Origin of the sequence: Shewanella sp. SR43-4, assembly GCF_014163845.1 — a bacterium.
In the GTDB taxonomy this organism is placed as follows: Bacteria; Pseudomonadota; Gammaproteobacteria; order Enterobacterales; family Shewanellaceae; genus Shewanella; species Shewanella vesiculosa.
Genome location: NZ_JACJEB010000001.1, coordinates 335,150 through 355,028 on the forward strand (window position 1 = coordinate 335,150; position 19,879 = coordinate 355,028).

19 protein-coding genes are annotated in these 19,879 nt (G+C 43.1%); 7 read left to right on the forward strand and 12 right to left on the reverse strand.

Features of this window, described 5'->3' with window-relative positions; translation table 11 throughout:
* Nucleotides 1-132 precede the first annotated feature (132 nt).
* The 5 genes from H5123_RS01525 to H5123_RS01545 form a co-directional block, all read right to left on the reverse strand.
* Complete coding sequence (locus tag H5123_RS01525) at nucleotides 133-3,345, reverse strand: efflux RND transporter permease subunit (RefSeq protein WP_182696784.1); 3,213 nt, start codon at nucleotides 3,343-3,345, stop codon at nucleotides 133-135.
* A gap of 16 nt (nucleotides 3,346-3,361) precedes the next feature.
* Nucleotides 3,362-4,594, reverse strand: coding sequence for an efflux RND transporter periplasmic adaptor subunit (locus H5123_RS01530; RefSeq protein WP_182696785.1), 1,233 nt, complete (start codon nucleotides 4,592-4,594; stop codon nucleotides 3,362-3,364).
* A 184-nt stretch (nucleotides 4,595-4,778) separates the two neighbouring features.
* Nucleotides 4,779-5,189 carry a hypothetical protein gene (locus tag H5123_RS01535; RefSeq protein ID WP_182696907.1) on the reverse strand — a complete coding sequence of 137 codons (411 nt, stop codon included), beginning with the start codon at nucleotides 5,187-5,189 and terminating at the stop codon, nucleotides 4,779-4,781.
* 44 nt (nucleotides 5,190-5,233) lie between these two features.
* Nucleotides 5,234-5,410 (reverse strand): DUF3012 domain-containing protein, encoded by a 177-nt coding sequence (locus tag H5123_RS01540; RefSeq protein ID WP_082707351.1) that lies wholly within the window; start codon nucleotides 5,408-5,410, stop codon nucleotides 5,234-5,236.
* A 163-nt stretch (nucleotides 5,411-5,573) separates the two neighbouring features.
* Nucleotides 5,574-5,939 carry an STAS/SEC14 domain-containing protein gene (locus tag H5123_RS01545; protein ID WP_124015177.1) on the reverse strand — a complete coding sequence of 122 codons (366 nt, stop codon included), beginning with the start codon at nucleotides 5,937-5,939 and terminating at the stop codon, nucleotides 5,574-5,576.
* 321 nt (nucleotides 5,940-6,260) lie between these two features.
* Between H5123_RS01545 and arfB the strand changes: the two genes are divergently transcribed.
* From arfB to H5123_RS01565, 4 genes are all read left to right on the forward strand, one after another.
* Nucleotides 6,261-6,677, forward strand: coding sequence for an alternative ribosome rescue aminoacyl-tRNA hydrolase ArfB (arfB, locus tag H5123_RS01550; protein WP_124015178.1), 417 nt, complete (start codon nucleotides 6,261-6,263; stop codon nucleotides 6,675-6,677).
* A gap of 156 nt (nucleotides 6,678-6,833) precedes the next feature.
* Entirely contained in the window at nucleotides 6,834-7,280 is a 447-nt protein-coding gene (aroQ, locus tag H5123_RS01555; RefSeq protein WP_182696786.1) for a type II 3-dehydroquinate dehydratase, read from the forward strand.
* Between the two features lie 18 nt (nucleotides 7,281-7,298).
* Nucleotides 7,299-7,694: a DUF3859 domain-containing protein gene (locus H5123_RS01560; protein ID WP_182696787.1), complete on the forward strand. Its 396-nt coding sequence runs from the start codon at nucleotides 7,299-7,301 to the stop codon at nucleotides 7,692-7,694.
* A 75-nt stretch (nucleotides 7,695-7,769) separates the two neighbouring features.
* Complete coding sequence (locus H5123_RS01565) at nucleotides 7,770-8,777, forward strand: class I SAM-dependent rRNA methyltransferase (RefSeq protein WP_182696788.1); 1,008 nt, start codon at nucleotides 7,770-7,772, stop codon at nucleotides 8,775-8,777.
* Nucleotides 8,778-8,918: 141 nt separating this feature from the next.
* Here H5123_RS01565 and H5123_RS01570 read toward each other — a convergent pair whose 3' ends face one another.
* A complete protein-coding gene (locus H5123_RS01570) occupies nucleotides 8,919-10,679 on the reverse strand; it encodes an alkaline phosphatase (protein ID WP_182696789.1) in 1,761 nt (586 codons plus the stop codon).
* Nucleotides 10,680-11,052: 373 nt separating this feature from the next.
* Between H5123_RS01570 and H5123_RS01575 the strand changes: the two genes are divergently transcribed.
* Complete coding sequence (locus H5123_RS01575) at nucleotides 11,053-11,475, forward strand: organic hydroperoxide resistance protein (protein WP_182696790.1); 423 nt, start codon at nucleotides 11,053-11,055, stop codon at nucleotides 11,473-11,475.
* Nucleotides 11,476-11,598: 123 nt separating this feature from the next.
* Here the strand turns inward: H5123_RS01575 and H5123_RS01580 are convergent, their stop codons facing one another.
* From H5123_RS01580 to H5123_RS01595, 4 genes are all read right to left on the reverse strand, one after another.
* Nucleotides 11,599-12,777 (reverse strand): tetratricopeptide repeat protein, encoded by a 1,179-nt coding sequence (locus H5123_RS01580; RefSeq protein WP_182696791.1) that lies wholly within the window; start codon nucleotides 12,775-12,777, stop codon nucleotides 11,599-11,601.
* Between the two features lie 196 nt (nucleotides 12,778-12,973).
* Complete coding sequence (locus tag H5123_RS01585) at nucleotides 12,974-13,984, reverse strand: LLM class flavin-dependent oxidoreductase (RefSeq protein ID WP_124015185.1); 1,011 nt, start codon at nucleotides 13,982-13,984, stop codon at nucleotides 12,974-12,976.
* Nucleotides 13,985-14,018: 34 nt separating this feature from the next.
* Nucleotides 14,019-14,543, reverse strand: a complete 525-nt coding sequence (locus H5123_RS01590) for a DUF3087 domain-containing protein (RefSeq protein WP_182696792.1) — start codon at nucleotides 14,541-14,543, stop codon at nucleotides 14,019-14,021.
* Between the two features lie 294 nt (nucleotides 14,544-14,837).
* The gene (locus H5123_RS01595) at nucleotides 14,838-15,605 is read right to left on the reverse strand and encodes an SDR family NAD(P)-dependent oxidoreductase (RefSeq protein WP_182696793.1); all 768 of its coding nucleotides are present in this window, start codon (nucleotides 15,603-15,605) and stop codon (nucleotides 14,838-14,840) included.
* Nucleotides 15,606-15,710: 105 nt separating this feature from the next.
* Here H5123_RS01595 and H5123_RS01600 point away from each other — a divergent pair, with 105 nt between their 5' ends.
* On the forward strand, nucleotides 15,711-16,046 hold the full coding sequence (locus H5123_RS01600) for a helix-turn-helix domain-containing protein (protein WP_124015188.1): 336 nt from the start codon (nucleotides 15,711-15,713) through the stop codon (nucleotides 16,044-16,046).
* A 45-nt stretch (nucleotides 16,047-16,091) separates the two neighbouring features.
* On the opposite strand, the gene H5123_RS01605 is transcribed toward H5123_RS01600, so the two are convergent.
* Nucleotides 16,092-17,564: an MBL fold metallo-hydrolase RNA specificity domain-containing protein gene (locus tag H5123_RS01605; protein ID WP_182696794.1), complete on the reverse strand. Its 1,473-nt coding sequence runs from the start codon at nucleotides 17,562-17,564 to the stop codon at nucleotides 16,092-16,094.
* A 369-nt stretch (nucleotides 17,565-17,933) separates the two neighbouring features.
* On the opposite strand from H5123_RS01605, the gene H5123_RS01610 reads away from it, so the two are divergent.
* Nucleotides 17,934-19,142, forward strand: coding sequence for a porin (locus H5123_RS01610; protein WP_124015190.1), 1,209 nt, complete (start codon nucleotides 17,934-17,936; stop codon nucleotides 19,140-19,142).
* Nucleotides 19,143-19,293: 151 nt separating this feature from the next.
* Here H5123_RS01610 and H5123_RS01615 read toward each other — a convergent pair whose 3' ends face one another.
* Nucleotides 19,294-19,803, reverse strand: coding sequence for a peptidylprolyl isomerase (locus tag H5123_RS01615; RefSeq protein WP_182696795.1), 510 nt, complete (start codon nucleotides 19,801-19,803; stop codon nucleotides 19,294-19,296).
* Between the last annotated feature and the right edge of the window lie 76 nt (nucleotides 19,804-19,879).

A 19,879-nucleotide genomic window follows, 5' to 3' on the forward strand; every position in this document is an offset into this window, starting at 1 on the left:
TAATCTATTTATTTAAATTACAACTGTAATCTTAAATAAGCAAGCAGTTTTTTACATGATTTACTCATAAAAATGAAAAAGCCTAATCAGATGATTAGGCTTAAGATTGAAGTATTATTTAGCGAATAGGCTTTATGACAATGATAGTTTATCGCGATACAACCATTGATAAACCGTAGGCAACACTAATAACGTCAAGGCGGTTGAGCTAAACAAACCGCCGATGATCACGACAGCTAACGGCTGTTGAATTTCACTGCCCACGCCAGACGATAACAAAATAGGGATCAGCCCTAATACAGAGGTGAGTGCCGTCATTAACACCGGACGTAAACGCCCTACTGTACCTTGATAAACACTGTCGTATAGGCTTTCAGTTGATGATTGTCTGCGCTGGTTAATTGAGTCCACCAGCACCACACCATTTAACACCGCAACACCAAACAAGGTGATAAAGCCAATGGAGCTGGGCACAGATAAATAGGTGCCAGTAGCATATAAAGCCACTACGCCGCCGATTAATGCCAATGGCACATTAGCCATAATCAAGGCCACTTGTTTGACTGAACCAAACGAGAAATACAGCAATAGGCCAATCAGTGCGATAGAAATGGGCACCACTAACATTAGCTTTTGTTGCGCTCGTTGCTGGTTTTCATATTGGCCGCCCACCACCACAGTATAGCCAGCAGGTAATTCAGCTTGCGGCACTATGGCATAAATATCATTGACCACCGAGCCCATATCACGCCCCGACACGTTGGCTTGCACCACCACGCGGCGCTGTACATCGTCACGACGAATATTCGGCGGCGCCATTTCAATCACCACATCAGCGAGATCGCCCAAGCGAACAATCGCACCATTGGCGCCACTGAGGAGCAAATCTTCAATTGCATCAGGCGCATTACGATATTGCGCGGCTAATCGCAGGTTAATGTCATAACGGGCGTTACCGTCAATCACCTGACCAGCGCTGGCACCACCAATACCTTGAGTGACTAAACTCATCACTTCATCAACGCTGATCCCATAACGTGCCAGTACTTCACGTTTAGGCCGAACCACTAACTGAGCTTCACCGCTGACTTGTTCTAACGATACATCAACCGCCCCAGGAATGGCTGCGACTAAGTCTGTTAGTACCTGACCTTTTTCCGATAATATGCTCAAATCTGGGCCAAATATCTTAATCGCTAACTGCGCTTTAACCCCTGATAATAGCTCATCCACTCGAGTCGCAATGGGTTGTGAGAAGGTCAGCAATAATCCCGGGAATATCGCTAATCTTTGCTCCATTAAGCGCTGAAGCTCAAAGCGGTTACTTGCCGATGTCCATTGTTCTATCGGCTTAAGACCAATATAGATTTCAATATTACTCACAGGTTCGGGGTCGCCGCCAAGCTCTGGTGCGCCAATGCGACTTAAGGCATATTCCACCTCTGGAAACTCCAGCAGCATGGCTTCAATTTTAGGCGCGACGTTAATAGAAGTGGCCAAGCTTGCTGTCGGTGCCAGTGTGACGCGTAAGTTAATGGTGCCTTCTTCGAGTTCTGGCACAAATTCAGTGCCTAACTTTGGCAATAACAACATGCTTGAGATAAACAACACTACAGCGGCTAACATCACCGATTTAGGGCTTGATAATACCAGTGTCAAAATACGGCGATAAACCGCATCAATGGGTGCCAGCACTTTACTTTGACGCACCACAACACCGCGTTTGAACAAGAATACCGCTAATGCGGGTACTGCAAATAATGCCACCACCAATGCCGCCATCATGGCTAAAATAATGCTAATCGCCATCGGCTGAAATAACTTACCTTCTACACCTTCAAGGGCAAATAACGGCATAAACACCACGATGATAATCGCTGTCGCAAAGAAGATAGGGCTGCACACTTCTTTGGCCGCCAGCATGACCCTAATCGCCATACTTTGGGTTTGGGCATCAGAGCCACTTTTACGAGTAGCATGATGATCACCATCAAGATGCACAGCAGCATTTGGGTTGGCGCCCGTTTCAGCGCTAACATGCTTAAAGATGTTCTCAACCATCACCACCGAGCCATCAACGAGCATACCTATTGCGACCGCCAGACCACCCAAGGACATTAAGTTAGCCGACATACCATAATAAGACATGATCAATAACGCGATCCCGATCGACACTGGGATCGACAGCAATACCAACAAGGTGGCGCGGATGTTGACCAAAAACAACGCCAGAATAATCACGATAAACCCAAAGGCCATCAATAACGCTTCAACGACTGTGGTTACCGCTTGCTCGACCAAATCGGCTTGGTCATAAAACACCTCAAATGACACTCCTTTTGGTAAGGATTGCTCAATCAAACTAATACGTGAATTGATGTCATCAATGGTGGCTTTGGTATTGGCCCCCATGCGTTTAAGCACGACGCCAGCAACAACTTCACCCAGTGCTTGTACATCGGATGACGAGTTATTATCAGCAGCTTGCCTACGCGACATAGTCACTGCGCCGACTCTTATTTCACTACCAAATGCCACGTTAGCAATGTCGGCCACTCGAATAGGCGTGCCATTGATTTCGGTTAACGGAATGTCGGCAATGGCTTGTAAGCCAGCATCGCCTGCGGGCAATAAACCATAACCACGGACCACTAATTGCTCTTGGCCTTGGTCCATAAACCAACCGCCTGCGTTACGATTATTACTTTCCAATGCTTGGCTAACTTGGGTCAGCGACAAGCCATAACTGCGCAGTTTATTAGGGTCAACTTGCACTTGGTATTGCAGCACCTCGCCGCCAAATGACAATACTTCGGTCACACCGCTTACTGGCATTAATATCAGCTTAACTAAGTAATCATTTAAGCTACGCAGCTCAGATGCGCTGATATGGGTTTCAGGTTCAGCCCGTAAAATGTATTGATAAATTTGCCCTAAACCCGAGGTGTTTGGGCCTATTTCGGGAGTACCGACACCCGCAGGAATCGACTCTTTGGCAGCTTGTAGTTGTTCAAACACTTGCTGACGGGCAAAGTAAATATCGGTTCCCTCGGCAAACACTACGGTCACCAACGACAAACCAGTGCGCGATAATGAACGCACTTCAGTCACCGCGGGTAAGGCATACATAGCCGACTCGACCGGATAACTAATCAGTTTTTCAACTTCTTCGGCAGCCAAACCTTCAGCTTCTGTGTTAATGGTCACTTGCACATTAGTCACATCTGGAAATGCATCTAAATTTAGTTTTGGCAGCATGAATATTGAAGCCACAACCGCTGCGAGCAAGCTAAGTAAAACCAATAACCGCTTTTCAACGGCAATCTCAATTAATTTATATAACATGATGATGTCCCAGCGCTTAGTGATTGTGGATGTCAAAACCAGCTTTGGCTTGCTCAGATGCTAAGAAAAAAGCCCCAGAAATCACCACCCGAGTTTTCGGTGTTAAACCGCGAATAAAACTCAACCCGCGTTGACGCTCAACCACAGTCACCTCGACTGCACTGAACTTCCCCTCCTGCTCAATAAACACTTGCCAGTCGCCATCACCACTGCGAGTTAACGCAGCATCAGGCACAATAAAGCCAACCGATTTAACCTGCTTATCTTCCGCTAGGTACAATTCGGCAAACTCTCCTGCATGTAATTCATGGCCTGGATTTGCCATTCTCACCAACACTTGCTCGGTACGGGTTTGCGCACTAATTTCATGGGAACGACCAATAATAATGCCGTCACGAGTACGATCACCGACACGCACTAACACATTGCGGCCCATATCCACTTGATCCGCTTGTAGAGGCGTAAGCTCGGCCTGCACCCATAAATACGACTCATCGGTGAGTTGCATTAAAGGCGTACCCGCATCGAGTACCTGGCCTAACGTCGCGACATCTTGTTGAACTCGCCCATTGATAGGTGCTAATAACTGGAACTGGCCAATCGAACTCGGTGATTTAGCTAAGGCTTTAATTTGCGCGGGTGTCATCATGATGGCTTGTAAAATAGCTCGCTTTAACTCGGCATTCACTTCGATTTGCATCCGCTGACTGGCACTGATGGTGCCTGGGGTCATGCGCTTGATCCGATCCCATTCAGTGGCGGCATTAATGTAATCTGCTTGGGCAGCAGCAATGTCAGCGCCACCTATGGTTAACAACGGCTGCCCCTGGGTGACCTGCTCTCCGGGCACTACATGACGCTTGAGGATCTGCATGTCTAATTGCGGGGCTATGGTAATGGTTTTGTCTTTATCGACGATTAATTGCGCGGTCGCGACCGCCTGTAAATTAAACGCTTGTAGGCTCAATTCAGACACTTCAATTCCGGCTAACTGTCTTTGCTCAGCATTTAAGCTTAACAATAACTCTTGGTGGTCAGTTGCTGTAGATTCATTGCTTGCCTGAACAGGCAAGCTCGACAATAACAATAATGATGTCAATAACCCAGAACAGAGCAATAGCCCCCTCAGGCTATTTATCCATGCTGTTGAATGAGCAATGATAACGACACGACTCTTGAGATGAGGTACGGTAAATTTGGCATTTAATCCTGCCAATAAAGATAAAAGCGCTACTAATTTGGTTTTCATGGTTAATCCTAAAAACAATCTAGACCGTCGACAACCCCAGGGGGAATCAACGATAATCGGTTTAGCCACCAGCCTTAATAAGCTTCAGATAACGTTAAAATAAAATGCAAAAAAGTAGCACTCATTTACGCAATGTGAGCAGATCAAGGTGCAGAACTAAACAATAAAAAGCTGTTTAACAGGATTAAGCTATCGGAGGACGATAAGTCGGAAAAGATTCTGGAGCTAAGTAGTGCAGGCTAACATTGGCATAAGCATCATGAAAATGCTCATGGGTGATATTATCGTTAAGCATAGCAAGTGCCACATGACCGCCATGACACTGGCAATCTAAGCACACATCAACGCGCTCAATATCGGTACTACTGGCAGCATGCTGATGATCATCATTAACGGAATGAATACCTAAGGCGTCGAGCGCACAGGCACAGTCGACACATTCAGCAAGGGTAATCACTTCGGTGGTAAATTGCAGATGTGGGTGGTTATTTTGCTCTTCGTTACTGTTGCCCGCATGCAATTGATGCGCACCCATGTTGGCGCCCACAAATTGTAGTAGCACAATGGCAATCAGTAATTTGGCTATACTAGCCATAAAAGGCAAAACGCGATAACTCAACCACCCACTCCTAAACAATATTATTTGAATACACAGTGCTTGGCATAATCGGCAGCTTCATTAGCAGTCCAATCACCACTTTGTTTTTCTTTCATTTGCTTACACCATGCTTCACTACCCACTTCAGGGGCGCATGCCGTTAAACTAAGCGTTAACAATAACGCACTTGATACGGCAAAAAGCTTTGATAATGACATAAGTAATCCTGTTTTAGAGTAATCGATTAATACTAAGGCCTACTGACCTTTAAAGATGAATTTTGCAACAGTTGCTGATAATTTGCTACTAGCTAACGCTTATGATGAGTCATTTTCGCCATAAATAATCGTTAGCAATATCAAGGCTGCTACCACACGGCTTCTAGCACGCAGAACGTTTGGCAATCCAAGAGACAGCATCTTGCTTACGCTCTAATGGGAACCATGCTACTTCGCCTTGCATAAATGGCCCCATCAACCTCACCGAATTACCCACCCAATCAGGGCCACCGACAAACACTAGCGCATCAAACTCAGGTAACTGCACTTCACCACTGCCGGTTAATGAACCAAATTCCCAGCCTTCGAGTAATACATCCGCTTCAATATACAGACACACTTGATTCCAATCTTTACGGTAACTCTTAATGGCAGGTTGTAAACGGGTACGATAATCTTGTGCCGATAAACGGCCACTAACAAATAAACTAATCACACCCTTGGAAATATCGGGAATTTGACACAACATAACGGCAACTCCAGCCTTGTAATCAGGCCATAGAACAGACTTTATACGGTGATGTAATCGTGTAAAGCCACAATGGCGCTAATAATAGCAAAACTATTCTATTCATTTCATTAAATATGTAATAACTCAGAGGCCAATCAGAATTTTAGTTGCTCCGAGCCAACTGATCAGACTAGAGGTGGTCCAATGACAACACTGAAAAGTTTGTCCAATTACGGTAGAATAGGCAAATACCACATAAAATAAACCCTCGTACTTTTGAAATATTAAGTATAAGAATAGGTTTATCGATAATCAATTTAAGGGGACGACCACACCCGAATGATACAAATTACTCAACGAGTCATATTGCAAGACAACGAAATTGAATGGCAATTTGTCCGCTCAAGCGGTGCGGGTGGCCAGCACATTAATAAAGTCTCTACCGCCGCTCAACTCACCTTTGATATTGCCTCATCGTCTTTACCTGAGTTTTATCAACAAAAACTGCTCGAAAAAGCCGACCATCGCATAACTAAAAGCGGTAAGATCATTATAAAGTGCCAGCAATCACGCAGCCAAGATTTTAACCGTCAAACGGCATTAGAACAGTTTATTGAACTGGTAAAAAGCGTGGGTATTGTGCAAAAAGCTCGTATCCCTACCAGGGCAACAAAAGGCAGTCAAAAACGACGTATTGAAACAAAGAAACAACGCGGTGCCACTAAGGCAATGCGCCAAAATAAATCTGACTATTAATAAAAAGTGTCTCTTCCATCGCTCAATCGTTTAACCTTATGCGCGAGTTGAGCATTTTTTGGTTTACCTAATAACCGTCTTCGGTAAGAATGCTTGTTAACCGCTTTTGTGCTGCAGATTAAATCGACTTACTTTGCGATGTTTACAGGAACCATTATGAGCCAAACCCTAAAAATTTTATTGATCAACGGTCCTAATTTAAATCTACTTGGCCGTCGCGAACCAGGGCATTACGGTCACCAGACCCTGACAACTATTGTTGACGAGTTAAGCAAAAATGCGGCCCTAGCTGGCGTTCAACTTGAACATATTCAGTCCAATGCTGAGTACCAGCTTATTGATGCGATTCATGCAACTGATGCACAATTTATTATTATCAATCCTGCTGCTTTTACTCACACCAGTGTTGCTCTGCGCGATGCGATACTTGGCGTAGCTATTCCATTTATTGAAGTGCATTTATCCAACGTACATGCCCGTGAGCCATTTAGACACCATTCGTACTTTTCTGACAAAGCCCAGGGCGTTATTTGTGGCTTAGGCGCACAAGGTTATGAATTCGCGTTACAAGCGGCAATTAAACACTTAAATGATCAACACTAGAGTTAACAAGGGTAGCGCTTGAGTAAATTAAAAGCGGATGTCAGTATTATTTACAGTGGGATTTTTAGCCAGTGGGACAATAGTAGTGACGAGCTACCGCGCTTATTACAGGCAACGGTCCATGTGCCCGGCCTTATCGATACTGAATTTGGCTTTATCACTCGCATCAAAAAAGCCAAAAACCAGATACTAACTTACTGTATTTATCATCCTGACATTCCTGACGATGACGGTAACATTCGCCCACCGTTTGAGGGTGAAGTGTTTATCAAGGAAAATGATTGGCGCTTTTATCTGGGTGATTGCATCTGGGCGCCGGTTAACAACAAACTTGGTAACTGGCGCATGACATTAACCCTCAATGGCAAAATCATTGCCGACAAAACCTTTAAGGTATACCTGCCTGAGGAATAGTCTCTGCCGTAAGTTCACTAAATGGGAATGTTTGCTATAATCCGCGCCAATTGCCACACCATTTAACGAGCCCCCATGTCTATTCAAGCTGTTTTAGCCGATGCGCTAGCCAAACGAAGTGCTTTTTTTGAGCAAGCGTCCCACGATAAGACCGATTGTTATCGCGTTTTTCATGGCACTGTTGAAGGTGAAAATGGCTTAAACATCGACCGCTACGGCGATGCATGGTTAATCCAAACCTTTCACCAAACGCTAACGGCGCAACAACTTGAAGACATATCAAGCATCCTTAGCGCCCATGCTGATTTCCATATCGTATATAACGATCGCTCAGGCAGCCATTCTCGCATTGCTAACCATAGCGAAAATGAAGCCCAAGATTACTCACAATCACCCCAAGTTATCCATGAAAATGGTATAGCCTTTACCTCTAAATTACGTCATGAAGGTCAAGACCCACTACTGTTTTTAGACATGCGCATTGGCCGCGAATTTGTTCGCAACAATAGCCAAGATAAAACCGTATTAAATCTGTTTTCATATACGTGTGGCATTGGTATTGCTGCGGCAATGGGCGGCGCGCGACGCGTCATGAATGTCGACTTCTCATCGTTTGCATTGGCTGCTGGGCAAAAAAATGCCGAGTTAAATAATGTCACTGATGTGTGTGAGTTTGTCCAAAGTGATGCGTTTCCGGCACTGCGTCAATTAGCCGGTTTACCTATCGGCGGACGTCGTAATCAAAAACTGCCAAAATACCCAAAACTGCGCGCGACTCAATTTGATTTAGTGTTTTTAGATCCCCCGCGTTTTGCCAAGAGTGCTTTTGGTATAGTCGATCTGGTCAATGATTACCAAGGCCTATTTAAGCCAGCAGTGCTGACAACTAAAGCCGGTGGCACTATAGTTTGCTGTAATAATGTCGCTAAAGTGGATCGCCAAGCATGGTACGACAGCTTAGTGCGTTGTGTTGAAAAACAAGGCCGCACAGTCACTAGCAGCCAGTGGCTTCACTGTCACCCTGACTTCCCCGCCTTTGATGACAATCATCCATTAAAAATCGTCGCCTTGACGATAAATTAATTTTCGTTATCTACTTTATGGATAATGCATTCAGCCACCTAAGGGTGGCTGAATGTTATCTCTTATATAAATGAGCGCTTATCAGTGAGTAAATAGGCGTAAATGGCCACGACCTGAATTACGGCCATTATCCAAGCATTATTACACCGCAGTCACTTTAGGATTACCTGCTGTGCTGGTGGCGCTGAAGCCACGCGCTTCTAAACGAGCAAAGGTTTTATCTAAAATAGTATCTACATACTGCCAATCACTGCGCACTTCATCTTGCGTAAAGCTCAGCAATAAATAACCGCGGTCTTTTAAATTGGCATATTTAAGATCGGCAATCAAACTCACAATGGCGGCTTCTGTTGACGGCATTTCAGCATCTGACAATCCCAAATAATACTCAAGCCCAGGAGAAGATACCGAACTGGTGGCAAATTCTATTCCTACGACATCCCCGCCACTGTCAGTTAATTCACTCGCCCATGCATTGTGGGTATCACCAGCAATAACCACCAAGTTGTGATTTAACGATTTCGCGGTTGCTAAAATCACTTCACGCTCGTAAGCATAACCATCCCAAGCATCTAAATTATATGGAATAGCAGGTAATTGAAGCAGGGCCATAACCTCTGGAGTTAACCTAGCTTGGTTCGCTTGCAAATACGCTAATTCTTCTGCAGTTAATGTTGGGTCACTTGCTTGAGCGCGACCGGCTAATTGCGCGATTCCAGCTAACTCAGCAAACTGCGGAATACTCATTTGTTGGGTTGCAATAGCGGCTGGCATTAACATCTTAGCCATTAACACTTGCTGACCAAGTACTTGCCACTTAGCAGTAGACTGCAATAAGGTTTGCTGTAACCACAAAAGCTGTGTTTGGCCTAGCAAAGTACGGTTAGTATCCGTCACATCAGTTAAAAATGTGGCACTGTTAAATGCCCCTGTCGTGGCATCAATGTATTGGCTATATTCTAATTGCTTATCACGAGCCAATACCCGAGTATCGAGCATGTGCAAATCAACCAAATTACCGAAATTGAAACTTCTGTAAATTTCCTCATGGTTACCTTCACTCCATGGTCGAATAGGCAGCCATTCAAAGTACGCTTGCAGTGCGGCTTGTTTGCGCAGATCAAAATCACCTTCGCCATCGTTATGATTTTCGGCGCCGTCTTTCCAAGTATCGTTAGCGACTTCATGGTCGTCCCACACTGTGATAAATGGCACTTTAGCATGCAGTTTTTGTAAACTGGCGTCACTACGATATTGGCTGTAACGGGTGCGATAATCTTCTAGTAGAAATAACTCACCGGCAGGCAGAACTTCACGACCTAGCTCAACGGCATGCTCACTAGCATATTCACCACGAGCGTATTCATATAAATAATCACCTAAATGCACCACAGCGTCTAAATCATCTTGCTGCGCCGCCATTTCGTATACATTAAAGTAACCCGCGGGGAAGTTAGCACATGACATTACCGCTAGCTTTACCGATGCAACACTGCCCTCTGGTAAGGTGCGCGTTTGGCCAATTTCTGACACTGTATCGCCAGCTTTAAAACGATAAAAATACTGCTGTCCCGCTTCAAGTCCGACCGCGTCAACTTTAACGGTATAATCACGATCTTTAGTCGTTGTCATTTGGCCGTTAGTGACTAACTGAGTAAACTTACTGTCGGTGGCAACCTCCCATGAAACGGTAACCTCGGCGTCAACATCAGGCGTAACACGGGTCCATAAAATCACCGCATCGGTGGCGGGATCGCCACTGGCAACACCTTGTAAAAACTGAGCCGATACTGCATCGTCATCATCACTACCGCAGCCCATTAATCCATACGACACGACTACCGCGCCTACGCCTTTGGCTGACATTGCCAGAAAATCTCGACGATTTACAAACCGTTTCATAGCCTATCCTTTTTATCGTTAGCTGTTATATGGCGATGCTTAGCATTGCCTAAGAGGTCTAATGAGATGCTATTGTGAAAGCAAATGATGACATAAAGGTGACAGAAGAATGACAAGCTAATCAAATTGATACCGCGATGAAAATACTCTTTATGCTAATCAAATCATGATATGCAGACATAATAGAAAATTAAATTGCACACAATGTAGTTGCAAAAGTAAAAAACTAGGCCTATAGTGAACACAATTAGATTGCACGCAACCTAATATCATTAATCAGTTAATGATGAGATATCTACACAATTTAGATATCAGCCAGGGCAATCAACAGAATTGATACAACAATATCTTTAACTACTTTATGAGGTCTATTATGAAAGCGTTATACACAACTTCAGCTACAGCTCTTGCAGGTCGTAATGGCCAAGTTTCTACCGACGACAAAAAAGTCGATTTACAATTAAGCTACCCAAAAGAAATGGGTGGTAGTGGTGAGTTTACTAACCCAGAACAGTTATTTGCTTCAGGTTATGCAGCGTGTTTTTCTAACGCAATTTTGCATGTCGCTGGCCAAACTAAAGTGGCTATCAAGGCAGCTCCAACCACAGCGACGGTCGGTATTGGCGCCAATGATAATGGTGGCTTTGCATTGACAGTGGCACTAGCCGTTGAACTTGATTTAGACCAAGCAGAAGCTGAACAGTTAGTTAAAACAGCGCACCAAGTTTGCCCATACTCAAACGCAGTACGTGGCAATATTGATGTAAAGTTAACCGTAAATGGCCAAGCTATTTAAGCTGTTATAAATTAGTTTCACTGATTTAAACACCAAAAAACCAAGACATCTGTCTTGGTTTTTTTATGTTAATGTCAAAGGTTGTCATGCTTGTAAGCAACTGTGGTATGAAGCGTCAAAAAGCTAATCAGATACATTGTTTAACATATCTAATTTTGCTAAATAATGCTTTTTACTGTCTGGCATATCAGTCAGTTCTATCGCTTTTTTTAATATTTTCTGAGCCTTTTCTGTATTGCCTAGGCCCAATTGAGCTCTGGCTAGCGCAAAATAAGCCGGATGGAAATAAGGCGCGTTATCGATAAACTTTTCTAGGAAAGTGACTGTGGTTTGATAATCTTTGAACTCCAATGCCTCAATACCCAAACTGTAGTAGCTATATGGGTTACTCGACTCAAGCGACAACAAGTATTGGTCGATCTTTTTTGCTGCTACAACTCTGTTTTGTAATTCCAGTAATAGGCGATAATTACTTAATACTGCCAAGGAATTCGGATTAATATCAAGGGCATGCAGGTAGAGTTTTTCAGCTGTCTGTTCGTCGCCTAAGCGCCGATGAGTAATGGCCATCATATTGATCAAAGCATCATAATCTGGCGCTAGCATTAACCCTCGCTCAAGTAATATAAAAGCAAATTCATACTGTTTTGCTAGCATGGCATCGGCCGCTAAATTACGATAAAACATCGCTAAAAATTCAGATTCTGAGACGATGGCACCAGTGCGATCAAAACGATCCGGAAAATAATCAATCACAGTTGCAGTGCCGCCACTAAAAAAATGCCCACTTGGTTTCTCGTCATACAAAAACGTGCGCACATGGTCTGAGGTGACAAGAATATCTGAAGTAATATTGGTCAATATTGGCGCAGCATGAACCACTTGAAACACCGGATATACATTCAATTCTTTTGCAACTGAATAGGTCAATAATGCCAATGCCATACAATTACCAGATTGATTCTTCCATGACTCAGTACTGGTATAATTTTTGCCTTCATAATTAAAATTAGTCATTTTATGCTTAATGAACTCAGACACTTTTAAGCGATTGGGCAGTGCTTTAATATTATCTTTGGCAATAAATGCAGCTAATTCTTGTCGCTGTGCTTCAGACAAATACGTCAGACTAGCAATCTCAGGGACATTTTCAGTAGAAGTGGAATGGATCAGTGCTTGATTAAACTGTGGTAAATCAGAAGCGTGTTGGCTATTTTTTGAATGGACAGAGCAAGCACTAAGTAAAACAGTACAGAATAATAAGGCAAGGTTCGGGTGGCATAAACGCTTAACTCTCAACATTGGCAACATTCCGTGTAGTCATTGATTAACTTAATATGAATCAATTCAATCAACATGGCAAGGCAACCCAAATAGCCATATTAGAAATCATTCGCGCCCACTTTATTAATGAACACTGATTTGTCATGACATAAAAAAAGCGCTCACAAGCTGTGAGCGCTTTAATCCATCTTTACGGGATGTGATTCAAACTATTTTATTGTTTCACGCTCATTAAAATATCCAGGGCACGTAAACGATGCTCGCTGTCATACAAATCATTAGTAAACATCAACTCATCAACACCAAGCTGTTCAACAAACACTTCTAGACGATGTTTAATGGTTGCGGGTCCACCGCAAATAGACAAACTTAAAAAGCTATCAACATAGTTTTTTTCTTGTTCGCTCCATAAACCATCCATGCTGTCGATCGGCGGCTTCAGCCACATCTCTTGACCACGAATTAACGCTAAAATACGTTGTTTAGAGGTCGTACTAAGATGCTGAGCCTCGGCATCGGTAGGCGCGGCCACTAAAGGCAAACCCACCATCACATAAGGTTTATCCAACACGGCAGAAGGGGTAAATTCTCGTCGATAAAGCGCTATGGCATCAGACAGAAAACGTGGCGCAAAGTGGCCTGCAAACACATAAGGTAAACCACGCTGAGCGGCTAATTTAGCACTGAATAAGCTAGAGCCTAATAACCAAATCGGCACATTGGTATCCTCTCCAGGGATCGCCCGTACTGCTTTATCGTGACGGTTTTCACGCTGTTGACTTGGGCCGAGTAACGACTGCAACTCGCTCACTTCATCAGGAAAATGCTCTGCCCTTTGATTATCACGATTAAGCGCTAAACTGGTCACCGGATCGCTGCCTGGTGCGCGGCCCAGGCCTAAATCAATTCGTCCCGGATATAAGCTAGCCAAAGTGCCAAACTGCTCTGCTACCACTAAAGGAGGATGATTGGGCAACATAATACCACCAGCACCAACACGAATGTGCTTGGTACCGCCGGCAATGTAACCTATTAAAATCGAAGTAGCCGAACAAATAATGCCCGGCATATTGTGGTGCTCTGCTAACCAAAAACGATTAACACCAAGGCTTTCGGCGTGTTGGGCATAACGCAAACTGCCTTGTAAAGTATCTGATATGGTGGAATCTTCGCGCATCGGCGCAAGTTCGAGTAATGAAAAAGGAATATCTGCCAATATTGACATCATGGCTCCTTATTGTAGGTAAAAATAGAGGGTACTAAAAAGCTTGCAACATCTCGGGAGTAAACTCTTCTACATCAATTGAATATCCAGCAGCATCAATACACTGTTGGAGTTTATCCAATTCATTATTGACGTTTGATATAGTTAAGGTGTTGTTATCTAAGTTATAAACTAACGATAAACTTTGATAATAGAAACTCAGTATCACTAACGCATCGCGATTATTATCTTTGGCGGCTTGTTGTACTGATTTCAGTTTACGGAAAATTTTGTTTTGTAGCTGCTTTAACTGCCACACGTAATACACTTCATAAAATCTGGGCTTATGACGTAAATTGCGAACTAATAAACTACACGCCATTATCGCTAAAATAAAACCGGTAAAGTTCAGATGGAAATTGCCCGTAGACTCAACACCCGCGAGCTGTTTAACGCCAAAGAAATAAATCATCAGTTGGCCAAACACCAAAGATAAAATAGCCAGTGTTGCCACTAAGCCGATTTGCACTTGATTGTTAACTGAACGGTATCGGCTTTTATCTATGTTAACTAACTTCATCACGCTGCTCACATCACTTATTTGTGCATAGCTTAACGTGTCAGAGTGATTTATAGAATGAAATATTAACGCTTATTAAATGTGATTTAATCTAATCAGCCTCAAAAGATGACCTCTGCTAACAAAGGGCGAACCAGATCGCCCCTTGCCAACTAACATCAAACATTAATGCCTCAACCTGCGCATTAGCGCATCGCGACGACTTAATCGTCGGATACTCAACACTGAGTTAGATATTAGGCAATAGCCAAACAGTAACAACCATGGCGACTGCATTGGCCTTTTGAAGTATAACTAGTTACGGCCAGCCATTACGCCGCCATCAATATCCCACACGGCTCCGGTCACCCAAGATGCTTGCTCTGATAACAAAAACACTATGCTATTAGCAACATCGGTCGGACTGCCCACTCTGCCGATAGGATGAAATGCATTAAAGCTTTCAAGCACACCGGTCATATCTTGCGGTTCAATAAATGCTTCATAAATTGGCGTGCTTACAACGGCTGGCGATACTGCATTCACTCGAATGTGACTGTCTGCCAGTTCCATTGCCATGTGTTGAGTTAACGCATGTAAACCTGCTTTAGCCATAGAATAGGCACTTGATGGTGTGGCTTTGATGGCTTGTTTAGCCCACATAGACCCAATATTCACTATGCTGCCACCGCCATGTTTAACCATGTTTTTAGCAACTGCTTGGGAAATAACAAAAATCGCTTTGTTAAGTTCCATATAAATATCGTAATCACTCACTTGATGCTCTAAAAATGGCTTAGGATTAAAGTATCCAGCGGCATTCACTAAGTGTGCAATATGATGATCAGTTGCGTCGATCATCTTGAGCAAACGCGCTAAGTCTTCTGCGTCGTATAAATTAGCTTGAAATCCGCTGACATGTCCTAATGATGATAGCTGCGCCACAGCCGTATTAAGCTTATCAGCCTTGTTACCCACAATAATGGTATCGATACCTTGAGTGACTAATTGCTTAGCCGTTTCAAAACCAATACCACTCGTACCGCCAATAATTAGCGCTGTTTTTGAAGTTAAATTCGTCATGTGTTCGCACCTAATGTAATAGTAATTGTGGTAAGCTTATTGGTAAACTATCCTTTTGAATAGTAAGTACAAATCGGTTACATGGGTACTTTTAGGTACATATTAATGAATACAAACGAAAAATTATTTACCCGAAAATCGGCGCCAGAAAAAAGTGCTCGTATGGTTGAAACCATTTACGGCTGCAAATGGTCGTTAACTGTGTATCAGTTATTGGCTAATAACATCAATCGCCCTGGTGAAATGGTCAAATCGGTTGAAGGCCTGAGCACTAAAGTGTTGAATCAATGCCTAAAGAAAAACATCGAATTCGGCATCTTAAATAAAACCAACTATCCTGAAATTCCACCTAGAGTAGAATACGAGGTAACCGAGTTTGGGCAAAAGTTTATGCGTATTTTAGATGATATTGAAAAACTGCAACACGAAATTGATGCTTAACCCGCAGGCTAAGCAATCGATCACCTAATAACACATTAACTCGAATCACGTTTCTGGTGTCTCATTAGATTCACTTGCCTTATTCAGCCATACCAACTCAGGCAAAGCGTTTAAATCTAAGCAATCTCCGCGCTGGGCAATGGCACTATTTTTCGGTTTATGAGTGGCATCTTGATTCAATGCTTCAATTAATACTTGTTGCGCTTTTGACTCACCATGCACCAAAATCACCGGGGGGGCTTGATGAAAATGCTGATACCAACTCAATAATTCGGTTTGATCGGCATGAGCAGATAAGCCCCCCACAGTATGAAGACGGGCAGCCACCTTAACGCTCTGGCCATGAATAGTGAGTTCTGTTGCCCCATCCACTAATAGTCGCCCGGGTGTACCTAGTGCCTGAAAACCACAAATAATAATATCGGCTTCGGTACGCCACAAGTTATGCACAAAATGATTGCGAATACGGCCGCCATTACACATACCGCTGCCCGCAATAATAATCAGCCCTTTATGAATATCATTTAGCTCTATCGACTCTTCGGTACTATTAATAAACTCAGCGCAAGACAACAAGGGATGCTTCCCGGGAGATAAGCGGGTAAAGCGCTTAAAATCATCGTCCATTAATGGGTAATTATTAACATATATCTCAGTAGCCTTTATCGCCATAGGGCTGTCTAAGCAAATACGCCAACCAGATAAATCCCACTCTTTGGCATATAAATGAAACAAATATAACAACTCTTGGGCACGCCCAACCGAAAACGCGGGAATTAAAATATTGCCACGACTCTGATGAATCGTATCTTTAAAGATGGATTTCAACTCGACCAAGGTATCTTGCCAACTGCGGTGAGTTCTATCGCCATAGGTGCTTTCCATCAACACCAAATCGGCTTGTTCAATAAAGGTTGGGTCATCCAATATAGGCATGCCCGCTCGGCCTAAGTCACCACTAAACACCAGTTTTTTTTGCTCAGGTTTATTGCCTAACCACAACTCAACCACAGCAGAACCTAGAATATGCCCGGCATCAGACAAACAAACTTCTACCGCATCGGCAACCTGCAGTCGTTGACCGTAATCTACCACCTCAAATTGTGCCATCACTTGATCGACATCTTTCTCAGTAAATAACGGCTCAAGCAGCGCTAAATCATGTTTAGCTCGTTTTTTATTTTGCCTGTCGGTATCTCTTTCTTGCAGCATGGCCGCATCGCGCAACATGACATCACATAACTGCGCAGTGGCTTTTTGAGTATAAATGGGGCCAGTAAACCCCTGATTAATCAAATAAGGCAAACGGCCGGAATGATCAATGTGTGCATGGCTTAATACTACTGCATGGATTTGTGTCGCATCGAATGGAAAAGGATCATGATTACGTAACGCGTCAGCTTTACTCCCTTGAATTAAGCCACAATCAAGCAGCACTTGCTGTCCATTGACTGTGAGTAAATGGCAAGATCCAGTGACCTCTTCCGTTGCGCCGAAAAACTGCAAAGTCATGTGCATAGTGTTGCTCCCGAAAAATCGATAACAGTGCCTAATTAAGCGTATGACATTTGAAGAATAAAGTAGCGATCTACATCAAATTAATTATAGATAAAATGCACACCACTATGACTGGGTAAAAAACTACCTTACATGCATAAGCAACCACCAATTAACATTTGCTTACAATTATTAACTGGCACCTAACTCGCTATTAACACGAGCTTTAGCTAAGTCATTGAACAATGCATTTTATGATGTATATCGCCTTTTTTGAGCATATTTCACTTTGTTAGTCGACTGATGGTTTGCTACTCTCCGTCGTCTCAATGGAAAGATATATTAACGGACTAAGCTGTGCTTACTCAAATAACAAGACAAGAGATTAAAATGAATAAAACTTTAGTTGCAGCATTGATTTCAACCATTCTGGTTATCCCTTCGGCCTCAGCAATCGAAATTTATAAAGATGATGTCAATGCTGTTAAAATTGGCGGATTTATCGATGCGCGCGTCATCAATACCCAAGGCGAAACAGAAGTTGTTAACGGTGCTTCTCGAATTAATTTTGGTTTTAGTCGTCAATTACAAAATGATTGGAAAGCATACGCTTTGCTTGAATGGGGTGTAAACCCTGTAGGCAGCACAGATATTGTGTATAACAACCGCTTTGAATCAATCCAAGAAGAGTTTTTCTATAACCGTCTTGGCTATGCAGGTTTATCACACGACAAATACGGTAGCATCACAATTGGCAAGCAGTGGGGTGCTTGGTATGACGTGGTATACAGTACCAACTATGGTTTTGTGTGGGACGGTAACACTGCCGGTGTTTACACTTATAACAAAGATGACGGTGCGGTAAACGGTGTTGGTCGTGGCGACAAAACTGTTCAATATCGTAACAGTTTTGGCGATGTCAGTTTTGCAGTACAGGCGCAACTTAAAAACAGCGCTTTCTATACTTGCGATGTTGAAAATATTACTCAAGATGCCTGTGAAGAATTATGGGCAGCAAGTTCACCTTCTGCGCAACAAGTTGAGTATAACTACACCTATGGTGGTGCAGTAACTTATCAAGCAACAGACAAATTAGTGTTAACTGCTGGTGTTAACCGCGGTGAGTTTGATGTGACCTTTGGTAATGGCACTTCATCTACTGCTGTTGATCTTATTTACGGCATGGGCATTACTTGGGGCAACTTTGACCAGAATGGTTTTTATGCTGCTGCCAACGTCAACAAAAATGAAAATCATGACACCGACAATATCGGCCGTTTAATTAACGACGCTGTAGGTCTTGAATCATTATTCTCATACAAGTTTGATAACAATATTCGTACGTTCTTGTCGTATAACATATTGGATGCTGGCACTAACTATGTCATCCAACCTAACTATAATGCTGACCCAAATGACATGTTCAAACGTCAGTTTTTCGTAGTAGGTTTACATTATGTATTTGATCCAGATACTGTTGTGTATATTGAAGCGCGTCGTGATTACAGCGATTTCACCAGCGCAGACAAAGCACAACAAGCAAGAATGGAAGTGTCTGAAGATGACGGCGTTGCCATTGGTATCCGTTTCACACTTTAATGTAATTTGGTGTTAATTGCCGATCAAAAAAAGGTTCGACATCACTGTCGAACCTTTTTTATATTTATGCCTTTAAGCACAGACCAAAACTGAAACGTTAAGAAAGTTAATTGATTCAAGTCACTGAATCAAAACTCTTAAATCAACAATCTCAAGCCACGGGTTTTTCGTCAATAATAGTCACTTTCTCAACAATAATAGGTTCACGCGGCACATCTTCATGGCCAGCCATGGTGGTAGTTTTCACCCGCTCCATTTGCTGAATAACATCCATCCCCGCTGTGACTTTAGCAAATACAGCATAACCCCAGCCAGCATTAGTCATGGCTGCATGGTCGAGAAAATCATTGTCGGCAACATTAATGAAGAACTGCCCAGTAGCAGAATGTGGCGCATCTGTTCGCGCCATCGCTAATGTGCCGATCACGTTTTTCAAGCCTTTATTGGCTTCATTGGCAATCGGGTCACGAGTGGGTTTTTCTTTCATTTTGGCAGTTAAGCCACCACCTTGCACCATAAAGCCTTTAATCACTCGATGAAATATCGTTCCTTCATAAAAGCCGTCTTGGCAATATTTTAAAAAGTTCTTTGATGAAACTGGCGCGCGTTCCATTTCCAGTTCTACGGTAAAATCGCCAAGATTAGTTGTAAAAACAATCATATACTGCCCACGGGGTTAAAAATGAGAATAGCCGCCATTATAGCTGCTATTCCACTTATCGCTAAAGGAAATCCTA

Excerpts from the sequence above, each read along its gene's own strand:
- H5123_RS01525 (WP_182696784.1), bottom strand. The coding sequence starts at position 3,345 with ATGTTATATAAATTAATTGAGATTGCCGTTGAAAAGCGGTTATTGGTT.
- H5123_RS01530 (WP_182696785.1), bottom strand. The coding sequence starts at position 4,594 with ATGAAAACCAAATTAGTAGCGCTTTTATCTTTATTGGCAGGATTAAAT.
- H5123_RS01535 (WP_182696907.1), bottom strand. The coding sequence starts at position 5,189 with ATGGCTAGTATAGCCAAATTACTGATTGCCATTGTGCTACTACAATTT.
- H5123_RS01540 (WP_082707351.1), bottom strand. The coding sequence starts at position 5,410 with ATGTCATTATCAAAGCTTTTTGCCGTATCAAGTGCGTTATTGTTAACG.
- H5123_RS01545 (WP_124015177.1), bottom strand. The coding sequence starts at position 5,939 with ATGTTGTGTCAAATTCCCGATATTTCCAAGGGTGTGATTAGTTTATTT.
- arfB (WP_124015178.1), top strand. The coding sequence starts at position 6,261 with ATGATACAAATTACTCAACGAGTCATATTGCAAGACAACGAAATTGAA.
- aroQ (WP_182696786.1), top strand. The coding sequence starts at position 6,834 with ATGAGCCAAACCCTAAAAATTTTATTGATCAACGGTCCTAATTTAAAT.
- H5123_RS01565 (WP_182696788.1), top strand. The coding sequence starts at position 7,770 with ATGTCTATTCAAGCTGTTTTAGCCGATGCGCTAGCCAAACGAAGTGCT.
- H5123_RS01570 (WP_182696789.1), bottom strand. The coding sequence starts at position 10,679 with ATGAAACGGTTTGTAAATCGTCGAGATTTTCTGGCAATGTCAGCCAAA.
- H5123_RS01575 (WP_182696790.1), top strand. The coding sequence starts at position 11,053 with ATGAAAGCGTTATACACAACTTCAGCTACAGCTCTTGCAGGTCGTAAT.
- H5123_RS01580 (WP_182696791.1), bottom strand. The coding sequence starts at position 12,777 with ATGTTGAGAGTTAAGCGTTTATGCCACCCGAACCTTGCCTTATTATTC.
- H5123_RS01585 (WP_124015185.1), bottom strand. The coding sequence starts at position 13,984 with ATGTCAATATTGGCAGATATTCCTTTTTCATTACTCGAACTTGCGCCG.
- H5123_RS01590 (WP_182696792.1), bottom strand. The coding sequence starts at position 14,543 with ATGAAGTTAGTTAACATAGATAAAAGCCGATACCGTTCAGTTAACAAT.
- H5123_RS01595 (WP_182696793.1), bottom strand. The coding sequence starts at position 15,605 with ATGACGAATTTAACTTCAAAAACAGCGCTAATTATTGGCGGTACGAGT.
- H5123_RS01600 (WP_124015188.1), top strand. The coding sequence starts at position 15,711 with ATGAATACAAACGAAAAATTATTTACCCGAAAATCGGCGCCAGAAAAA.
- H5123_RS01605 (WP_182696794.1), bottom strand. The coding sequence starts at position 17,564 with ATGCACATGACTTTGCAGTTTTTCGGCGCAACGGAAGAGGTCACTGGA.
- H5123_RS01610 (WP_124015190.1), top strand. The coding sequence starts at position 17,934 with ATGAATAAAACTTTAGTTGCAGCATTGATTTCAACCATTCTGGTTATC.
- H5123_RS01615 (WP_182696795.1), bottom strand. The coding sequence starts at position 19,803 with ATGATTGTTTTTACAACTAATCTTGGCGATTTTACCGTAGAACTGGAA.